This window comes from Streptomyces sp. NBC_00461, assembly GCF_036013935.1.
Classification (GTDB): Bacteria; Actinomycetota; Actinomycetes; order Streptomycetales; family Streptomycetaceae; genus Streptomyces.
Genome location: NZ_CP107902.1, coordinates 4638138 through 4655501, shown reverse-complemented (window position 1 = coordinate 4655501; position 17364 = coordinate 4638138). Strand labels below are relative to the sequence as shown.

At 70.8% G+C, this 17364-nt stretch carries 18 protein-coding genes and 2 pseudogenes; 10 read left to right on the top strand and 10 right to left on the bottom strand.

Features of this window, described 5'->3' with window-relative positions:
• Positions 1–6: 6 nt before the first annotated feature.
• Positions 7–627 carry a DUF47 domain-containing protein gene (locus tag OG870_RS21795; protein ID WP_266517031.1) on the bottom strand — a complete coding sequence of 207 codons (621 nt, stop codon included), beginning with the start codon at positions 625–627 and terminating at the stop codon, positions 7–9.
• A 224-nt stretch (positions 628–851) separates the two neighbouring features.
• Between OG870_RS21795 and OG870_RS21790 the strand changes: the two genes are divergently transcribed.
• On the top strand, positions 852–1208 hold the full coding sequence (locus OG870_RS21790) for a metal-sensitive transcriptional regulator (RefSeq protein WP_266517029.1): 357 nt from the start codon (positions 852–854) through the stop codon (positions 1206–1208).
• Positions 1209–1246: 38 nt separating this feature from the next.
• Here OG870_RS21790 and OG870_RS21785 read toward each other — a convergent pair whose 3' ends face one another.
• The 3 genes and pseudogenes from OG870_RS21785 to OG870_RS21775 all read right to left on the bottom strand — a co-directional run.
• Complete coding sequence (locus OG870_RS21785; protein WP_266517027.1) at positions 1247–1420, bottom strand: hypothetical protein; 174 nt, start codon at positions 1418–1420, stop codon at positions 1247–1249.
• Positions 1421–1530: 110 nt separating this feature from the next.
• Positions 1531–2361, bottom strand: coding sequence for a hypothetical protein (locus OG870_RS21780; protein WP_266583435.1), 831 nt, complete (start codon positions 2359–2361; stop codon positions 1531–1533).
• Between the two features lie 305 nt (positions 2362–2666).
• A pseudogene (locus OG870_RS21775) lies at positions 2667–3002 on the bottom strand (NUDIX hydrolase); the annotation flags it as partial.
• 71 nt (positions 3003–3073) lie between these two features.
• Between OG870_RS21775 and OG870_RS21770 the strand changes: the two are divergent.
• The 4 genes and pseudogenes from OG870_RS21770 (at position 3074) to OG870_RS21755 (ending at position 5806) form a co-directional block, all read left to right on the top strand.
• Positions 3074–3508: an NUDIX hydrolase gene (locus tag OG870_RS21770; RefSeq protein ID WP_266517023.1), complete on the top strand. Its 435-nt coding sequence runs from the start codon at positions 3074–3076 to the stop codon at positions 3506–3508.
• Positions 3509–3665: 157 nt separating this feature from the next.
• Entirely contained in the window at positions 3666–3899 is a 234-nt protein-coding gene (locus tag OG870_RS21765; RefSeq protein ID WP_266583437.1) for a hypothetical protein, read from the top strand.
• Between the two features lie 608 nt (positions 3900–4507).
• A complete protein-coding gene (locus tag OG870_RS21760) occupies positions 4508–4963 on the top strand; it encodes a VOC family protein (RefSeq protein WP_266583439.1) in 456 nt (151 codons plus the stop codon).
• Positions 4964–5046: 83 nt separating this feature from the next.
• Positions 5047–5806 (top strand): annotated as a pseudogene (locus OG870_RS21755) (transposase).
• A gap of 105 nt (positions 5807–5911) precedes the next feature.
• On the opposite strand, the gene OG870_RS21750 reads toward OG870_RS21755, so the two are convergent.
• From OG870_RS21750 to OG870_RS21725, 6 genes are all read right to left on the bottom strand, one after another.
• Positions 5912–7015 (bottom strand): CHAD domain-containing protein, encoded by a 1104-nt coding sequence (locus OG870_RS21750; RefSeq protein ID WP_266583441.1) that lies wholly within the window; start codon positions 7013–7015, stop codon positions 5912–5914.
• Positions 6996–9230: an RNA degradosome polyphosphate kinase gene (locus OG870_RS21745; protein ID WP_266517017.1), complete on the bottom strand. Its 2235-nt coding sequence runs from the start codon at positions 9228–9230 to the stop codon at positions 6996–6998. Before OG870_RS21745 ends, OG870_RS21750 begins: the two co-directional genes overlap by 20 nt.
• A gap of 329 nt (positions 9231–9559) precedes the next feature.
• Complete coding sequence (locus tag OG870_RS21740) at positions 9560–10342, bottom strand: hypothetical protein (protein ID WP_266583443.1); 783 nt, start codon at positions 10340–10342, stop codon at positions 9560–9562.
• Complete coding sequence (locus OG870_RS21735; protein ID WP_266839665.1) at positions 10339–11313, bottom strand: hypothetical protein; 975 nt, start codon at positions 11311–11313, stop codon at positions 10339–10341. The genes OG870_RS21740 and OG870_RS21735 overlap by 4 nt, the downstream gene beginning before the upstream one ends.
• Complete coding sequence (locus OG870_RS21730) at positions 11310–12230, bottom strand: ABC transporter ATP-binding protein (protein ID WP_266517010.1); 921 nt, start codon at positions 12228–12230, stop codon at positions 11310–11312. The genes OG870_RS21735 and OG870_RS21730 overlap by 4 nt, the downstream gene beginning before the upstream one ends.
• A complete protein-coding gene (locus tag OG870_RS21725) occupies positions 12227–12640 on the bottom strand; it encodes a GntR family transcriptional regulator (RefSeq protein ID WP_266583447.1) in 414 nt (137 codons plus the stop codon). The genes OG870_RS21730 and OG870_RS21725 overlap by 4 nt, the downstream gene beginning before the upstream one ends.
• Positions 12641–12751: 111 nt before the next feature.
• Between OG870_RS21725 and OG870_RS21720 the strand changes: the two genes are divergently transcribed.
• The 5 genes from OG870_RS21720 (at position 12752) to OG870_RS21700 (ending at position 17360) form a co-directional block, all read left to right on the top strand.
• Entirely contained in the window at positions 12752–13294 is a 543-nt protein-coding gene (locus tag OG870_RS21720) for an RNA polymerase sigma factor (RefSeq protein ID WP_266517006.1), read from the top strand.
• A gap of 163 nt (positions 13295–13457) precedes the next feature.
• Positions 13458–14285, top strand: a complete 828-nt coding sequence (locus OG870_RS21715; RefSeq protein WP_266583449.1) for a zf-HC2 domain-containing protein — start codon at positions 13458–13460, stop codon at positions 14283–14285.
• Positions 14282–15163 (top strand): ABC transporter ATP-binding protein, encoded by an 882-nt coding sequence (locus tag OG870_RS21710; protein ID WP_266517003.1) that lies wholly within the window; start codon positions 14282–14284, stop codon positions 15161–15163. The genes OG870_RS21715 and OG870_RS21710 overlap by 4 nt, the downstream gene beginning before the upstream one ends.
• The gene (locus OG870_RS21705; RefSeq protein WP_327691298.1) at positions 15160–16683 is read left to right on the top strand and encodes an ABC transporter permease; all 1524 of its coding nucleotides are present in this window, start codon (positions 15160–15162) and stop codon (positions 16681–16683) included. Before OG870_RS21710 ends, OG870_RS21705 begins: the two co-directional genes overlap by 4 nt.
• A gap of 47 nt (positions 16684–16730) precedes the next feature.
• Entirely contained in the window at positions 16731–17360 is a 630-nt protein-coding gene (locus tag OG870_RS21700; protein WP_405626804.1) for an ABC transporter, read from the top strand.
• Positions 17361–17364 lie beyond the last annotated feature (4 nt).

Sequence of the window (17364 nt, the reverse complement as noted above, 5' to 3'; positions counted from 1 at the left end):
AAGGAGTCAGGACTCCTTGACGGCGATGGTCTCCACCGTGTTCGCCACGTGCTCGAATGCGTCGGCGGCCTCTTCCAGCACGTCCACGATCTGCTTGAGCTTGAGCACCTCGATGGCTTCGTACTTGCCGCTGAAGAGATGCGCGAGGAGCTTGCGGTGGATCTGGTCGGCCTGGTTCTCCAGGCGGTTGACCTCGATCCAGTACTCGGTCAGGTTGTCCATGGTGCGCAGGTTCGGCATGGCCTCGGCGGTCAGCTCGGCCGCCCGCGAGAGCACCTCGATCTGCTGCTCGACGCCCTTGGGGAGTTCCTCGACGTTGTAGAGGACGACCAGGTCGACGGCCTCCTCCATGAAGTCCATGATGTCGTCGAGGGACGACGCGAGGTTGTAGATGTCCTCGCGGTCGAAGGGCGTGATGAACGAGGAGTTCAGCTGGTGGAAGATCGCGTGCGTGGCGTCGTCACCCGCGTGTTCCGCTGCCCGCATACGCTCTGCGATCTCGGCCCGGCCGGCGGTGTCCGCCCCGAGCAGTTCCATCAGGAGCTTCGAGCCCGTGACGATGTTGTCCGCGGACGCGGCGAACATGTCATAGAAGCTCGTCTCCCTGGGGGTCAGACGAAAGCGCACGTGGGGTCCTCGGGATGCATCGGTTTCGGTCAGGCTGATGCTAGGCGCATCATCCGGCCACGGCTAATGGGCCGTCCTCCAGTGTCGCCCATCGTGCAGAGTGGTCGGCACGGGGGCTGTACGGGGGTCCGGATCAGGCGTTGGCCAAGGGCCCTATACCCAGCAAAGTTCGATACCATATACCCACCTGGGGTATATGTCCGCACGTCTTGCGGGAGGACGCGATGACGACCACCGAGGCCGGCGCGACGGCGCCCTCCGGCAACGGCACGCAGAGCACGACCGGCACGAACACCACGACGCACGGGTATCACAAGCAGAAGGACGAGCATCTCAAGCGCCTGCGCCGCATCGAGGGGCAGATCCGCGGTCTGCAGCGGATGGTCGACGAGGACGTCTACTGCATCGACATACTCACCCAGGTGTCCGCCTCCACCAAGGCCCTGCAGTCCTTCGCACTGCAGCTCCTGGAGGAACACCTGCGCCACTGCGTCGCCGATGCCGCGGTCAAGGGCGGCGACGAGGTCGAGGCGAAGGTCGAGGAGGCGACGAAGGCGATCGGGCGGCTGCTGCGCACCTGACGTCCGCCGGTCGATGGCCGGGCGAAGGGGGCCTCCGGCTAGTCGCCGGAGGAGTCACGCTCTTCGGCCACTTTCAGCACCTCGTCGATGCTCTCCAGGCTGAGCCGGTCCTCGGCGGCCGAGGCCGCGATGATCAGCTCGCCGCACAGCTCGATCTCGGCGAGGGCCACGTGGTCCTGGACTGCCGTACCGCCGACCGGAGCCACGTGCATCACCTCTTCTCTGCCGTTACCGACTTCCTAGAGTAGGGAGCGGCCTACACACCGCGCATGGCACGGACGGGCTAGTTCTTGACGCCCCCGGCGTCACCCACCACGCGGCCCTACTGCTCGGCGATCTTCCCTGCGTAGATGTCCTTCGACGCCGGCAACCGTACGTCGACGCGGACCCCGAAGTCGTACAGCAGCGTCGTCGAGGCGACCGCGACGGTGTCCTTGCGGTGGCCGTTGACGAAGCTGAAGCGGTGCCGGATCTTGCGGATGCGGCCCTGGTCGTCGAGGTAGACGTCGAACGGGACCTCGGCCGTGGCGAACCCTTTCGCCGCCGTGGCCAGGGACTCCCGGACGCCTTCCGAGGCGCCCTTCGCCGCGCTCGCGAGGTCGGCGGTGCCGCGGTAGTGCCGCACCGCGACCCCGGCGAGTTCGGTCCGGCCGACGTACGTCGCCGTGCGCGTGCCGAGCAGCAACTCGGCCGCGGTGTACGGGTCGGTGACGCCGCCGGTCACCAGGTTGCCGTCGGAGAGGTCGGTCGTGTCGACCCGTACCCACTTGTCGGCGGGCACGCCCGCGCCCCGGTTCTTCATGAACAGGGCGCCGGGCGCGAGGAGTTCGGTGATCGGCCGGTGCTCGGCGGCGCCGGCCGGGGTCTGCGGGAGCTGCACCTTCAGCCGGCCGAGCCGGCGGCGGTAGTCGTAGTCGCCCTCGCCGCGGATGGTGACGCGGGTGCCGCCGGTGGCCATCTCCATCGACGTGGTGGCCTTCGACGTGCCCGATTCCACCAGGGTGTTCGCGGCGCGGTGCAGGATCTCGACGGGGTCCGAGGCGCGGGAGTCCGCCGCGGCGGAGCGGGTGCCGGAGCATCCGCCGGTCCCCACGCAGACACAGACCATGAGTCCTGCCGCGACGACCGTGCCTCTGTGCTGCCGCTCCGCCATCGCCTGCTACCCCCAGCCGGTACGTCCGTCACGGGCCCCCTGTCGTTCCGCTTAACGACGGCCGGAGGGGGCCGTCACGCGTAGAGGGAGCCCGCTGCCGGAGGCAGGTGATGGCTGGAGGTGAGGGATGCGCCATGGAGGGGGTGGGTAACGTTGTCGGAGTGGCGCAGCAAGAACATCGCACGACGACGGTCGAACAGGGCCGGTTCTGTATGGCACGGTGCAGCTGCGGGTGGCGTGGCCCGGCTCGCAGAGCCCGCAGCCTGGCCCGGGCCGACGCCGAGGGCCATCTGGCCGCTTACTGATCAGCGGGTTCTGTCCGGTCCGGTGTGACGCAGGACGGTCAGCAGTTCGTCCACGAGGGTGCGGTCCCGGTACTGGGTCAGACGGCTGCGGGCCGCGGCGGGGGAGAGCCACAGGATGCGGTCCACCTCCGTGTTGGGAGCGAAGCTTCCCGAGACCGCCTCGGCCGCCCAGTAACGGACCTGTTTGGGGCGGCCGTTCGCGACGTAGCGCAGCGTGGACAGCTCGGCGCCCGGGTCCGCGGTGTAGCCCGACTCCTCGGCCACCTCGCGCAGCGCGCCGCTCAGGTGGTCCTCGCCGCGCTTGAGCTTGCCCTTGGGATGGGACCAGTCGTCGTATGAACTTCAACCACGGTCAACAGCGTCGCAGGTCAGGGCGTATTCGAGAGCACCACGGCAACATAGAGACCATGGAACGTGCATCCGTGGTCCAGGCGGCGGGCTGCGTGCTGTGGCGCCGTTCGTCCGCTCATCAGCTGGAACTGGCGTTGGTCTACAGGCCTAGGTGGGCTGACTGGTCCTGGCCCAAGGGAAAGCTGAAGCGGGGGGAGACGCACGAAGAGGCGGCCCGCCGGGAGGTGCTGGAAGAGACCGGCCACACGTGCCGTCTGGGAGCGGCTCTCCCCACAGCTCGGTACATCGATCATCAGAACCGACGCAAGGAAGTCCGCTACTGGGCAGCTGAAGCGACGGGCGGAACGTTCGAATCCAACGACGAAGTGAGCGATCTTGTGTGGCTTCGGCCGGACGAAGCCCGTGATCGAGTCACACACGACAGGGACCGCGATCTCATCTCAGCTGCGCTGATCGTCATCGTCACGGACGAAGACATCAGGGAGCTGTGATGGGGGAGCAACAGGAACGGCGCTGGGACGGGCCGTCGACTCTCAGCGTTGCTGAGTGGGTGGCGACACAGTTGGAGAGGGCGCCTGAGCCTGGTGAGGATCAGCGCGGGGTGCTGACTGCTCTGTTCAACGCTGCGGCTCCGGGGGAGGCGGCAGTATGAGTGAGAAGACTTCCAAGGTGCTGTCTGTCCGCCGGGACGACAAGCTGAGGCGAGCACTCAGTGTTATCGGGCAGGCGGGCATGTCGGACAGTGATGCAACCAAGTGGGCTCTGACCGTCGCGGCCAACATCCTCGAACTGGCGTGGAGGAACGGCCACGAAGAACTCGGTGTCATTCCGGACTTGCGGGTGTCCTACAGGGTGAAGGAATCGTGTATGACGGCGGTATGACGCAGGTCAGAGGCGGTGGTCGCCAGAGTGCCGGTGGATCTCCCCCCGACAGCGAAGCCCTGCCGCCCTGCAAGGAGGGGCGGGGCTTCTCGACTGGGTCTACGCCGGAACCGGCCTCACCGACGCCGAAACCTGGCTCGCCGAAACCCTCGAACCCGCGAGGCGGACCGGCGCGGAGAGTTCATCCGGTGCCAGGGCTGTCGACGGCCGATCCTGATCACGGGTGCGGGTCCTGCGCAGTTCGCCGCCCAGGAGCACGCTCGAAGGTGCCGGAACTAGCGGAAACGGCGGCTGGGACGGGCGGGTGCCGGCACACGGCGAGAAGTCGGCTCAGTTCCCCTCGACGGCGGAAAGTGGCTGGCCAACGTGAGTGGTGACCTCACGCGCGCACGGATCTGGACCACGACGAAACTCGCATTCGCGCGTGAGGATGCCTCGCTGGGCGGGGTCCAGGGGTGCGCTATAGCGCCCCTGGTACCACCGGCCTGATGTGCGGGGTGATGTTTCCATGGTTCGGGTGAGAGCACGATGCTGGCCCGCTGCGGCATCCGCCGACGCCTGGGTCCAAGACGCAGAGTCAGTGCTCGCACGGTTAGTACAGTTGGCCGGTGACCACTAGTCCTAAACTTCAGCTGACCATCGACTGTGCTGATCCGGAGCGGCTCGCGAGGTTCTGGGCCACTGCGCTGGGTTATAAAGTCGAGCCGCCGCCTGCACCGTTCGCTACCTGGCGCGCGTACTGGCTGGGCCAAGGCCTGGCAGAGGAGGAGCTGGGCGAAGGGGACTGCAGTGACTCCGTCATCGACCCAGACGGCGTCGGTCCGCGGATCTGGTTCCAGCAGGTACCCGAGGGGAAGGTCGTCAAGAACCGGCTCCACCTTGATCTGGGTGTGGGCGGAGGGCGTAGCGTTCCGTTCGCCGATCGCAAGGAGCGAGTGCTCGCCGAGGTGGCGCGGCTGGAGACCGTGGGCGCATCCCGATTGCGCATGGAGGACTCGGAAGGCTCAGGTTCTTTCTTCGCCGTGATGCACGACCCAGAGGACAACGAGTTCTGCGTTCACTGAGCATTTGGATGTTGTAAGGCGCGTGGCCAGCCCGCGCTCCTGCCTGAGAACAGCGGGCGCCGGTAACTGGATGGGATGCTGGTGTGATCACGGCGTCGGAGCCGTCCTGGATAGCCCCGTTCACCGGGCTGAACCCGCGTGCCTTCAGTAAGTTGGTGACCGCGCTTCGTCGCGAGGGCCCCGACACACTGGCCCGCGGTCGGCCCTGGAAGCTCCCCCTGGAAGACCGGGTGCTGCTGGTCGCCGCGTGCTGGCGGACCAACCTCACGATGCGGCAACTCGCCCCCCTGTTCGGGGTGTCGAAGTCCGCCGCCGACCGCGTGATCGACCACCTCGGACCGAAGCTGGCCATCCAACCGCGGCAGCGGTTCGCGAAGGACGCCGTTCTGATCGTCGACGGGACCCCTGGTACCCACGCGCGACCACAAGGTCGCCGAGCAGTCGAAGAACTACCGGTACTCCACCAACCATCAGGTCGTCATCGACGCCGACACCCGCCTCGTAGTCGTGGTCGGTCGGCCACTGCCGGGAAACCGTAACGACTGCCGGGCCTGGGCCGAGTCCGGCGCCAAGGCCGCCGTCGGCACCACCACAACCATCGCGGACGGCGGCTACCGCGGCACCGGGCTGGTCATCCCGCACCGCCGAACCAAGGACGAGGAACTCCCGGACTGGAAACAGGCCCACAACAAGAGTCACAAGCAAGTCCGCGCCCGCGTCGAGCACACCTTCGCCCGCATGAAGACCTGGAAGATCCTGCGCGACTGCCGCCTGCGCGGCGACGGCGTGCACCACGCAATGTCCGGCATCGCGCGCCTGCACAACCTCAACATCGCCGGATAGACAAGCGGTTGGAGCGTCGGCCAACCGTACCCTCACCAGCCTGCAGATCATTTACGGGACAGCCCTTAGTACTCGACAGGGGTTGCGGGCGCCGGGGTCGCCGGCTCAGGGCGTGCTCACCGCCTGCTTCTGCCAGCACTGCTGGAAGGCGAAGCGGGCCGCCTCCACCTCGTGCCGCTGATCTGCGTGGAGTACCCCGAGCGAGTACGCCGTCGCCGGGGCGATCCGCGGGGTGCGGGCCGCCGAGGCCGCGGCGGCCGCCGCCTCCGAGGCGTCGCGGTGCCGGTCGAGGGCCTGGCCCGCGGTCAGCAGGCGGACGTCGATCGGGCCGTCCGTGCCGTGGAGGGTCTCGCGGGCGTAGCGGTGCAGGCGCAGGAGCAGGCGGACCTGGTGCCAGGGGGCGTCCTGGGGGTGCGGGTCCGGATCCGGGGACAAGCCGTGGATCAGGGCCTCCGCGTTGTAGGGGCTGCCCGCGGTGACGAGGGGGAGCGCGGTCACGGCGTCGGTCAGGCGGTCCTCGGCCGCGGCGGCCAGGACGCACAGGTCGGTGGTGGCGGCGCCGGGCGTGAGGGGGACCTCGCTGGCCAGGACGGCGACCTTGTCCGCGACGGCGTGGAAGCGGCTCGAACCCAACGCCTGGAGGGCGGTGCTGTGGGCTCGGGTCCGGGCGAGGGTGAGCTGGCGTTCGAGCAGGGCTCCGGCTTTGGCCGCGCCGACGGTCAGGTTGCCCCGGTCGGTGGTGGCCGCGGTCGTGGCGGGTCCGCCGGTGGGCGAAGCAGGTGCTGTGGCCGCCGACTGGGCAGGGAACACCGCTGCCCCCGACAGCCTGTGCAGCGCCAGCAGCAGCCGTTCCAGCCGGGCCGCGTACGCGTGTTCCATCGACAACGTCCCTGACAGCCAGGCCAGTTCGGGTCGCAGTCCCTCGGACCAGTCGGTCTCCAGCAGAGGGCGGAAGGTGTGCAGGCTGCCGCTGATGCGGCGGACCGAGCGGCGCAGGGCGCGTGCCGCGTCGACGGGATTCTCCGTGCCGTTGCCTGCCGCGGGGCCGGTCTCCCGGTGCAGCCGCAGGGCGCGGAGGAACTCCGTGGCCTGGGCCCGCAGGTAGCCCGCGAGGGCTTCGCCTGTGGGGGGACCTCCCACTCGGGCGGAGCCGAGAGCGGGGGCGGGCCCGGCCGTGGGGTCCGTCGGGTCAAGGTGTTGCTGTGCCACGCCGGCGCCTCCGGGCGTCTATGAGCATCTCCTGGACGTTGCGCAGGGGTTGGCCGTCCGCGTCGGTGGCGTGCCGGATCCACTCGCCGTCCGGGCCGAGATGCCAGGAGGAAGTGGTGTCGGACATGCCGGTCTCCAACAGCCGGTTCAGGGCTGCGCGGTGGGCCGGGTCGGTAACCCTGACCAGGGCCTCGATACGGCGGTCGAGGTTGCGGTGCATCATGTCGGCGCTGCCGATCCACACCTCGGGTTCGCCGCCGTTGCCGAAGGCGAAGACACGGGAGTGTTCGAGGAAGCGGCCGAGGATCGAGCGGACCCGGATGTTCTCCGATAGGCCCGTGACGCCCGGTCGGATCGCGCAGATGCCGCGCACCCAGACGTCGACCGGCACGCCGGCCTGGGACGCACGGTAGAGCGCGTCGATGAGCGCCTCGTCGACCATCGAGTTGACCTTGATGCGGATGAAGGCCGGACGCCCCGCACGGTGGTGCTGGGCCTCTTTGTTGATCCGCGAGATCAGGCCGTCGCGAAGGGACTTGGGGGCGACCAGGAGACGGCGGTAGGTCTCCCGGCGGGAGTAGCCGGACAGGCGGTTGAAGAGGTCCGAGAGGTCGGCGCCCACCTGCGGGTCGGCCGTCAGCAGACCCAGGTCCTCGTAGAGGCGGGCCGTCTTGGGGTGGTAGTTGCCGGTGCCGACGTGGCTGTAACGCCGTAGCGTGTCGCCCTCCTGACGGACCACCAGGGACAGCTTGCAGTGCGTCTTGAGGCCGACCAGGCCGTAGACGACGTGGCAGCCGGCCTCCTCCAGCTTGCGCGCCCACTTGATGTTGGCGTGCTCGTCGAAGCGGGCCTTGATCTCGACCAGGACGAGGACCTGCTTGCCGGCCTCGGCGGCGTCGATGAGCGCGTCGACTATCGGGGAGTCGCCGGAGGTCCGGTACAGGGTCTGCTTGATGGCCAGTACGTCGTCGTCCTCGGCCGCCTGCTGCAGGAAGGCCTGCACCGACGTCGAGAAGGAGTCGTACGGGTGGTGCAGCAGCACGTCCCGGGTGCGCAGGGCCGCGAAGATGTCGGGCGAGGACGCCGACTCGACCTCGGCCAGGTCACGGTGGACGCCGGCGATGAACTTCTTGTACTTGAGCTCGGGCCGGTCCAGGGAGGCGATGCGGAACAGGCCCGTGAGGTCCAGCGGACCCGGCAGCGGGTAGACCTCGGCCTCGCTGATCTTCAGCTCGCGCACCAGCAGGTCGAGGACCTCGCGGTCGATGGACTCCTCGACCTCCAGGCGCACCGGCGGCCCGAAACGGCGCCGCATGAGCTCCCGCTCCAGGGCCTGGAGGAGGTTCTCGGCGTCGTCCTCCTCGACCTCCAGGTCCTCGTTGCGGGTGAGGCGGAAGGCGTGGTGCTCCAGGACCTCCATGCCCGGGAACAGCTCCTCCAGATGGGCGGCGATGACGTCCTCGATGGGGACGTATCGGCCGGGGGAGCTCTCCAGGAAGCGGGACAGCAGCGGCGGGACCTTGACCCGGGCGAAGTGCTTGTGGCCGGTGACGGGGTTGCGTACGACGACCGCGAGGTTCAGCGAGAGACCCGAGATGTACGGGAAGGGGTGCGCGGGGTCGACGGCGAGGGGGGTCAGGACCGGGAAGATCTGGTGCCGGAAGAGGGTGAAGAGGCGCGCCTGCTCCTTCTCCGTCAGCTCGGCCCAGCGGACCAGGTGGATGCCCTCCTCCGCGAGCGCGGGGGCGACGTCCTCGTGGTAGCAGGCGGCGTGCCGGGCCATGAGTTCGCGCGAGCGGGCCCAGATCATCTCCAGGACCTCGCGGGGCTGGAGGCCGGAGGCGGAACGGGTGGCCACGCCGGTGGCGATACGGCGCTTCAGTCCGGCCACGCGGACCATGAAGAACTCGTCCAGGTTGCTGGCGAAGATCGCGAGGAAGTTGGCCCGTTCGAGCAGCGGGGTGTTCGGGTCCTCGGCGAGTTCGAGGACCCGTTCGTTGAACGCGAGCCAGCTGCGTTCCCGGTCGAGGAACCGTCCCTGCGGCAGTTGCGGCCCGTCGTACGGTGCTTCCTCGTAGGCGTCGAGGTCCGCATCGATGTCGGGTTCCAGGTCGGATACCGCGGCCGACACAGTGTGCGGGCGGTGCGCGGCTATGGAGCCCACGGAGGGCTGCGCGTGCTGGACCTGTGCCTGGGCGGTTTCTGGCTGACTCATGAACCCATTCTTCCGCGTTCCGAGCGATACGGGCGCGTCGGAAAGCGCGGGTGGGAGCGCTTGCACGGAGCGGAGAGCGTCCCCATTGCCCGCGGGCCCCTCGGGGAGTGGCGAAGGCTTCGGCACGGAGGGCGTCATTGGCCGAGCCTCGCAAGCCCGTCTGAACCGTTGGTTACGGCGACATGGCGTGCGGGATATCGGGGGGCGGCTCCCGGGCGTCCACGTGGGCCGGGCGGACATAGGACCCGGCTGGAAGGCGCGTCCGGGGACCATCCGGAGGATACGTACGCCCTTCCCGCTCGTGGAAGGACGTACGCGGATCTGTTGTGTCACACGGTGCGGCGGCGCAGCACGACGAAGGCGGCGGTGGTCGCGAGGGCGGCGAGGGTGAGGAGGATGCCGCTCTCCATGAGGGTCATGGGCCAGAAGCGGGGCCGGGTCCAGCGGTCCTCGCGCTGGATCTCCAGGTACTGGTTCAGCACGATCATCACGGCGACCGAGATCGCCAGTGCGGCGAGCGCGCGCCGCAGCAGCAGGGCGGTGAGCGCGCCGACCGCCAGGGCGCACAGGCTGTACGCGACCAGGGTCGGGCCGCGGGCCGCGAAGACGTCCGCGAAGGTCCAGTCGTCGCCCATCAGGTCCCGGTGCGCGGCCCAGGCCCAGCGGAACACGACGACGAACAGCGTGTCGCCGAGGACGAGTGCCAGCGCGGGCACGGCGAGCTTGGTGGCGAGCCAGCGGGCGGGGCTCACGCCCTGGGTCCAGGCGAGGTGGGCGGTGCCGGACTCCAGCTCACGGCCGATCAGTGCGCCGCCCGCCCAGGCGGCGACGGCCCAGAAGCTGTAGTACGCGAAGGTGCTGGTCATGCCCAGGGGGCCGGTGTACTCCCCGAGTGCGGAGGAGAAGGTGCACGAGTCCTGCATGGGACTGCAGGCGGCGATGCGTGCGTGTACGGAGTCCGCCGTGACCTCGGTCAGCCACACCAGGTGGCCGACCGCGGCCAGGATGAAGACGGTCCACACGGTCAGGGCCGTGCGGTGCACGCGCAGCACGGTGCGGGACAGGCCCCTGGTGCCCGGGGAGCCCGTACCGGCGGACGCGAGGGCGGTCATACGAGGTTGCTCCTCTTGCGCAGGAGGAGGAAGGCGGCGGCGAGTGCGAGCGCGGTCAGGCCCAGCAGGACACCGGTCTCCAGGAGCTGGCGGGGCCAGTAGTCGGACGACGGCAGGTACTCGCGGCCGAAGCGCACCACGCCGTGCTGGGCCAGGCAGCGTGTGTTGTCGTAGCAGTCCGGGTCCGGGATCACGGCGCCCTTGGAGTTCACGGCCCAGCTGCGGGAGTGGATCTCCGGCTGCTGGTAGCGGCCCTGGAAGGGCCAGGAGTTGCCGCGAAAGGAGTTGACCAGGAAGTACCCGACGCCGGCCACGGCGAGGGCGGGCAGCGTACGGCGCACGGCCAGGCCGACGAGTGCGCCGAGGGCGAGCCCCAGGAGCGGCGCGGCGACGGTGGCCGGGCCGATGGAGAAGTAGAAGGCGCGCGGGCCGATGCCAGCGATCAGGAGATTGCCGTGCGCGTTCCACAGCAGGCGGTAGAGCACGACCAGCAGGCTCATGCCGGCGGTGACCGCGAGCGCGGGCATGGCGAGCTTGGTGGCGAGCCAGCGGGCGGGGGAGGGGGACTGCCCCCAGACGAGCTGTGCGGTGCCGAACTCCAGCTCGCGGGCGGTCAGCGGGCCCGCCGCGAACAGTGCGACGCCGAAGGAGGCGAGGCTGATCAGGGTGCCCGGGTCGTAGAACAGGTTGTTGTAGGCGCCCGCGGTGAAGCCGAGCAGCATGCCCTGGTCGTAGGCGGCGTCGAGCACTCCGCCGTAGCCGAAGGCGTCGAGCTTGGCCTGGGTGGCGTTCGCGCCGGGCCCCTGCAGCCAGAGCAGGAAACCGGCGGTGAAGGCGACGAAGCCGAGCCAGACGAACATCGCCGTGCGGTGCAGCCGCAGGACCGTCCAGACCAGGCCGCGCGGGCGCAGGGCGCCGCGGCGGGGTGCGGCGGAGACGGGGGCGGGGGCGGGGGCGGTGGTCGTGGTCATGCCCGCACCTCCACGGGGGCCGCGGTGGTGCCCGGGGTGAGCAGGGCCGGGGCGTCGGGGGAGCGGAGATGGGCGAGCAGGAGTTCCTCCAGGGACGGTTCCTCGGTCTCCCAGGTGCCGTCGACCGGGCCGTCGCGTCGGATCAGCGCGGTCAGGCCGCGGCCGGCGGCCCGGGACTCCACGACCGTGTGCGGGGCGAGGTCGGCGGGTGTACCGCGGCCGGTCACCAGGGTGTGCGCGTTGAGCAGGTCGTCGATGCCGCCGCCGAGCCGTATCCGGCCGCCGCCCAGGAGCAGCAGGTGGTCGCAGGCGTCGGCGAGTTCGCTGACGATGTGCGAGGACATCAGGACGGTGGTGCCGCGTTCGGCGGCGTCCGCCATCAGCGTGCCCATGAGTTCGTGCCGGGCGAGCGGGTCGAGGTCGGCCATCGGCTCGTCGAGCAGCATCAGGTCGGGTCGCTTGCCGAGCGCGAGGGCGAGTGCGACGCGGGTGCGCTGGCCGCCGGAGAGGCCGCGGATCTTCTGCGCGGGGCCGAGCGACCCCTCCTCGACGATGCGGGACGCGTACGCCGCGTCCCAGCGGGACGGGTTGAGCTCGGCGCCCATGCGCAGGGTGTCGGCGATGGTCAGCTGCGGGTACAGCGGCTTGTTCTGGGCGAGGAAGGCCACGCGGTCACGGAACTCGCCGGGCGCTCGGCCGAACACGGTGAGGGTGCCGGCGGTGGGCCGCAGCAGCCCGGCGGCCAGGGCCAGCAGGGTCGACTTGCCGGCGCCGTTCGGGCCGACCAGTGCGCTGATCCGGCCGGCGGGCAGGCGGAAGGAGCAGTCGTCGAGGGCCGCGGCGGCCCTCCTGCCGTACCGCTTGCCCAGCCCGGACGCCTCCAGGGCGACGGCCGGGATGGTGCTCGTGGAACTCACTGGTCCCCCTCATGCTCGTGGAAGAGCTCGTCGGTTTTCGGGAAGCGCTGGTCGAGGACGGATGAGAACAGGGCGTCGACGTCCTCGCGGTCGAGTCCGCCCGCCCTGGCGCGCTGCGCCCATGCGTCGAGTTCGGCCCGCAGCGGTGAGTCGGCCGGCTGCGCGCCGAGCGTTCTGCGCACGAAGGTGCCCAGGCCCCGGCGGGCCTCGACCAGGCCTTCGCGTTCCAGCTCGCGGTAGGCCTTCAGGACCGTGTTGGGGTTGATGGCGGTGGCCTCGACCACCTCGCGCGCGGTGGGCAGCTTGTCTCCCGGCTCCAGCAGGCCGAGGCGGAGGGCCTGCTTGGTCTGCTGGACGATCTGGACGTAGGTGGCGACGCCGGAGCGCCGGTCGATGCGGTACTCGACCACCCGTACAACCACCCTTTCACTAATTGAGTAGTGAAAGGGTGGTGCAAGTCGCCCGGCAAAGTCAAGTGCGATCGTGTGAACCGATCCGCCGGGGCCGTCCGATGAGGTGACGTGAGCGAAACGAGAAGCGACGGGGATCTGCTGCGCGCCGTCGCGGCGGACGGGGACCGGCGCGCCTTCGAGGAGCTGTACCGGCGGTACGCGCCCTGGCTGACCGCCCGGCTGCGCGGCCGCTGCGCCGACGCGGGGGTCGTCGACGACGTCGTACAGGAGACGTTCCTCGCGATCTGGCGGGGCAAGGCCCACTACCGCGAGGAAGGGGACGTCGCGGGGTGGCTGTGGCGGATCGGCTCGCGGCGGCTCATCGACGCGCTGCGGGGCGACGGGGCGCGCGGCCGGCTGCGGCAGGCGCTGACGCGGCTGCGGCACCGGGACGAGGCGTCCGCCGAAGAGCGCGTGCTCGCGGGAGTGGAGCACGGGGACCTCGCGGGCGCCCTCGTCCGCCTGTCCCCCGAACTCCGCGCGGTGCTCCAGGCCACGGTCATCGACGGGTTGACCACCCGTGAGGCGGCCGTCCTGCTCGGCATTCCGCCGGGGACGGTCAAGACGCGGGCGATGCGGGCCCGTATGCAGCTGCGGGAGGCACTGGCATGAGCCAGGACGTATGCGTCGAGGGTTCGGTGGCCGGTGTTCCCGGGGGCTCTGCCCCCAGACCCCCGTGTCGGCCTGAACGGCCTCGTCCTCAAACGCCGGACGGGCTGAATGGTGCGGGCGGGCTGAAAGGTGCTGTGCGGCGTTGGAAGTGGGAGGTGGCGGTATGACCTGGCATGTTGCTGAAGAGGATCTACGGGCTTACGCCCAGGGCGAGTTGGCGCCGCCGTTGCTCTGGTCCGCCGACACCCACCTGGTCGCCTGTGCGCGGTGCCGGGCCGTCCTCGCCGAGGTCGGTGATCCGGTCGGGCTCGACGTCGGCTGGGAGAGGCTGGACGCGGAACTCGACGCGCCCCGGCCGCGGCTGTTCGAGTCGCTGCTGCTGCGGCTGGGCGTCGCCGACCACACCGCACGGCTGCTCGCGGCCACGCCCGTGCTGCGCCGCTCCTGGCTGGGCGCGGTCGCCGCCGTGCTCGTGATGAGCGTCGCGGCGGCCCACACGACCAAGGCGACCGCCGCGCCCACACTCTTCCTCGCCCTCGCGCCGCTGCTGCCCCTCGCCGGGGTCGCGCTGTCGTACGGACCCGCGCTGGACCCGACGTACGAGATGGCGGTCGTCGCACCGGTGCACGGGTTCAGACTGCTGATGATCCGGACCGTCGCCGTGCTCGTCGCGGGGCTCGGCCTCAACGGCCTGGCGACCCTCGCCCTGCCCGGCTTCGGGCTGCGTGCCCTGGCCTGGCTGCTGCCCGCGCTCGCCCTCACCGCGACCGGACTGGCGCTCACCGCCCGACTGGGCCCGGTGCTCGCGCCGTCGCTGGTCGGCGGGGCCTGGGTCGCGCTGCTGCTGGCGGCCCGCGCCCAGGGCGCCGGCACGCTCGTGCCGTTCACCGCGGCCGGCCAGGGGGTGGCGGCGGCGGTGGCCGCGCTCGCCGGCGGGCTGCTCTTCCTCGTACGTGACCGTTTCGACCGTTTCCAGGGAAGTGCCGTATGACACCCACTGTCTCCGCCTCCGGGCTCAGCCTCCGCTACGGCGGGACGCACGCCCTCGACGACGTGTCGCTGCGGCTGACACAGGGCGTCACCGGGCTGCTCGGGCCCAACGGGGCAGGAAAGACCACCCTGTTGAGGGTGCTGGCGACCGCCGTGCCCGCCGACCGGGGCGCCTTCACCGCGCTCGGGCACGACCCGGCGACGGCGGCCGGCCGGCAGGAGGTGCGGCGCCGGCTCGGCTATCTGCCGCAGGCGCCCGGCTTCCATCCGGACTTCACCGCCTTCGAGTTCGTCGACTACGTGGCGATCCTCAAGGAGCTGACGGACCGCGCCGCCCGCCACCGGGAGGTGCGCCGTGTGCTGGACCAGGTCGACCTGGCCGACGTACGGGCCAAGCGCATCAAGAAGCTGTCCGGCGGCATGCGGCAACGGGTCGCCCTGGCCGCCGCGCTGGTCGGCGATCCGGGCTTCCTCGTCCTCGACGAGCCGACCGTCGGCCTCGACCCCGAACAGCGCATGCGGTTCCGGGAGCTGATCGCCCAGGCGGGAGAGGGCCGCACCGTCCTCCTGTCCACCCACCAGACCGAGGACGTGGCGATGCTCTGCCACCGCGTCCTGGTGATGGCGGGCGGCCGCATCCGCTTCGACGGCACCCCGGCCGAACTGACCGCACGCGCGGCCGGACACGTGTGGAGCAGCACGGAACGCGACCCCGGCGCGAAGGCCGGCTGGCGCACGGGCACGGGCTCCTTCCGCAATGTCGGCAGCCCGCCCGACGGTGCCGACCTGCTCGAACCCACCCTGGAGGACGGCTACTTGCTCACCCTGGACGACGCGGGCACGGGTGCGGGACACACTCACGAAGGTAGGGCGGCATGACCACGGTGATGGAGGAAACCCCCGTCGCGATGCGGACCGAGGGGCCCCGCAGATCCTGGCCGGCCGTCGTCGCCCTGGCCCTCTTCGAGGCGCGCAGGCTCCTGCTGCGGATCCCGATGCTGCTCGCCTTCGCGCTGTACGTCGCCTGGATCGTGTGGCGCACCCCGAAGCTGGAGAACGGCCACCCCGCACTCCAGGACGCCGACCGGGCCACCCAGACCGGCCCGCTGCTCATCGCCCTCGTGGTGCTGCTGTGCGTCAACCAGGCGGTGCTGCGTTCCAAGCGGCGCGACACGGAACGCCACTTCGCGGTGCTGGTGCTGGAGCCGTGGCGGCGGACGACGGCTCATGTGCTCTCCGTCGTGGCGCCCGCGCTGCTCGTCGCGGCGGGCGTGCTGGCCCAGTTCGGCTGGTCGGCGTTCAAGTCCGACGCCGTGGGCAGCGGTTCACCGGCCGAACTCCTCGTCGGCCCGCTGACGGTCCTGCTCTTCGGGGCGATCGGGGTGCTGCTCGCCCGTCTCGTGACCTCGGCCTTCGCGGCGCCACTGCTGATCGTGCTGTTCTTCTTCCTGTTCGTGGCCGGAACGTTCCCCGCCGCGGACGGCGAGCGCGGCCTGCGCTGGCTGGCTCCGGTGATCGGCGAGAACAGCTCCTTCGCGCTGCCCTCGGACCTGATGGGCCGCCCCGCGGTCTGGCACGCGCTGTACCTGCTGGGCCTGGCCCTCACGGTGGCGCTCGTGGCCGTCCTGGCGGGCGGCAGCCGCAGCTGGGCCCTCGGGGGCGCCGTCGCCGCGGCGCTGGCGCTGGCGGTCACGGCCGGTGCGGTCCAGACCGCGGACCTGCCGGCCGCCACGATCGCGGCCCGGGAGACGGCCACCCACACCCCGGAGAAGGTGCAGCCCTGCGTGCGGCGGAACGGGTCGACGTACTGCGCCTTCCCCGAGTGGATGCCGCGGACAGCCATCTGGTCCGGTGTGGTGGACCACGTCCGGTCCCTGGCCGGCGGTACCGCGCACCGGCAGCCGCTTGTCGTACGGCAGCGCATCGACGCCACCTACGGCCTCACCGGCGACTCGGCGATCCGCCCGTCCACCACCCCGCACCAGGTCACCGTCGGCACCCGCTGGGGCGGCCCCCGCGTCCCGGAGTTCTCCGCGGCCGTCTCCTCGGTGCTGGTCGCGGGCGACGAGAAGGCGACGGAGGGGATGTGCGACGGCCGGACGGTGACCGTCATGTGGCTCGCCCTGAGCTGGTTGCCCGACCCGATGCAGTCCCTGCGCGACGTCCGGCTCGACGACAGCGTGACGGGCTCGGCGATCGTCCTCTCGCCGACCAATCCCATGGAGATGACGGCGGGTCAGACGGACGTCGTACGAGAGCTCCTGGGCAAGCCCCGCGACACCGTGGCCGCCCGCGTGAAGGCCCACTGGACGGAACTGACGACGCCGAAGGTGACGAGCGCGCGGGCAGCCCAGCTGCTGGGCGTGGCCGCACCGAAGGAGGCGGACAAGTGCGGGTGACGAGGGAGTTGGCGTTCCCCGTCCTGCGGACCCTGCCGTGGCGGGCGGTGGCGGCGGGCGGCGGGCTCGGGCTGGTGATCGCCGGGGTGCAGCGGTTCGCGGGCGGTGAGCCCGACGCGTGGGCCGCCCTCGTCCTGCTGCGCTCCGCGATCCTCGCGCACGCGCTGGGGCTGGCCTTCCTGCTGGACGACCCGGCCCGGCACACCACCGCCGCGGTGCCGGTCCGCCGCCCCGTGCGCACCGCCCTGCGCCTGGGCTACGCCGTCGCGCTCACCGCACTGTGGTGGACGGCCCTGCTCCTCCTCGTCCCCTCGGAGGTACGCCCCCCGGTCGGCGACATCACCCTGGAGGCAGCCACGGCCTGCGCACTGGCGCTGGCCATCGGCGCGCTGGCACCACGCCTGACGGACGAGCCCCGGCCGGGCCCCTCGGTGGCAGCGACCGTGCTGTTCACAGCCGTGGTGGCACCCCTGCTGCTGCCCGACCGGTGGGCCCTGTTCGTGTCCGTACAGGACGACCGCTGGGGCGCAGCGCACATCCGCTGGGCATGGCTGCTGGTGGGGACAGCGGCGGCACTGACCCTGTGCATACCGGAGCCGCTACGGCGACGGGCCCTGTCTCTCCGACGCGGACCTTTTCAACGCGGGCCGGCATCATCCAGCCCGTCTGGCGTGTGAGGAC

Coding starts and splice junctions, on each gene's coding strand:
- OG870_RS21790 (WP_266517029.1), top strand. CDS start 852: ATGACGACCACCGAGGCCGGCGCGACGGCGCCCTCCGGCAACGGCACG.
- OG870_RS21785 (WP_266517027.1), bottom strand. CDS start 1,420: ATGCACGTGGCTCCGGTCGGCGGTACGGCAGTCCAGGACCACGTGGCC.
- OG870_RS21780 (WP_266583435.1), bottom strand. CDS start 2,361: ATGGCGGAGCGGCAGCACAGAGGCACGGTCGTCGCGGCAGGACTCATG.
- OG870_RS21770 (WP_266517023.1), top strand. CDS start 3,074: ATGGAACGTGCATCCGTGGTCCAGGCGGCGGGCTGCGTGCTGTGGCGC.
- OG870_RS21765 (WP_266583437.1), top strand. CDS start 3,666: ATGAGTGAGAAGACTTCCAAGGTGCTGTCTGTCCGCCGGGACGACAAG.
- OG870_RS21745 (WP_266517017.1), bottom strand. CDS start 9,230: ATGAGTCAGCCAGAAACCGCCCAGGCACAGGTCCAGCACGCGCAGCCC.
- OG870_RS21740 (WP_266583443.1), bottom strand. CDS start 10,342: ATGACCGCCCTCGCGTCCGCCGGTACGGGCTCCCCGGGCACCAGGGGC.
- OG870_RS21735 (WP_266839665.1), bottom strand. CDS start 11,313: ATGACCACGACCACCGCCCCCGCCCCCGCCCCCGTCTCCGCCGCACCC.
- OG870_RS21715 (WP_266583449.1), top strand. CDS start 13,458: ATGACCTGGCATGTTGCTGAAGAGGATCTACGGGCTTACGCCCAGGGC.
- OG870_RS21710 (WP_266517003.1), top strand. CDS start 14,282: ATGACACCCACTGTCTCCGCCTCCGGGCTCAGCCTCCGCTACGGCGGG.
- OG870_RS21705 (WP_327691298.1), top strand. CDS start 15,160: ATGACCACGGTGATGGAGGAAACCCCCGTCGCGATGCGGACCGAGGGG.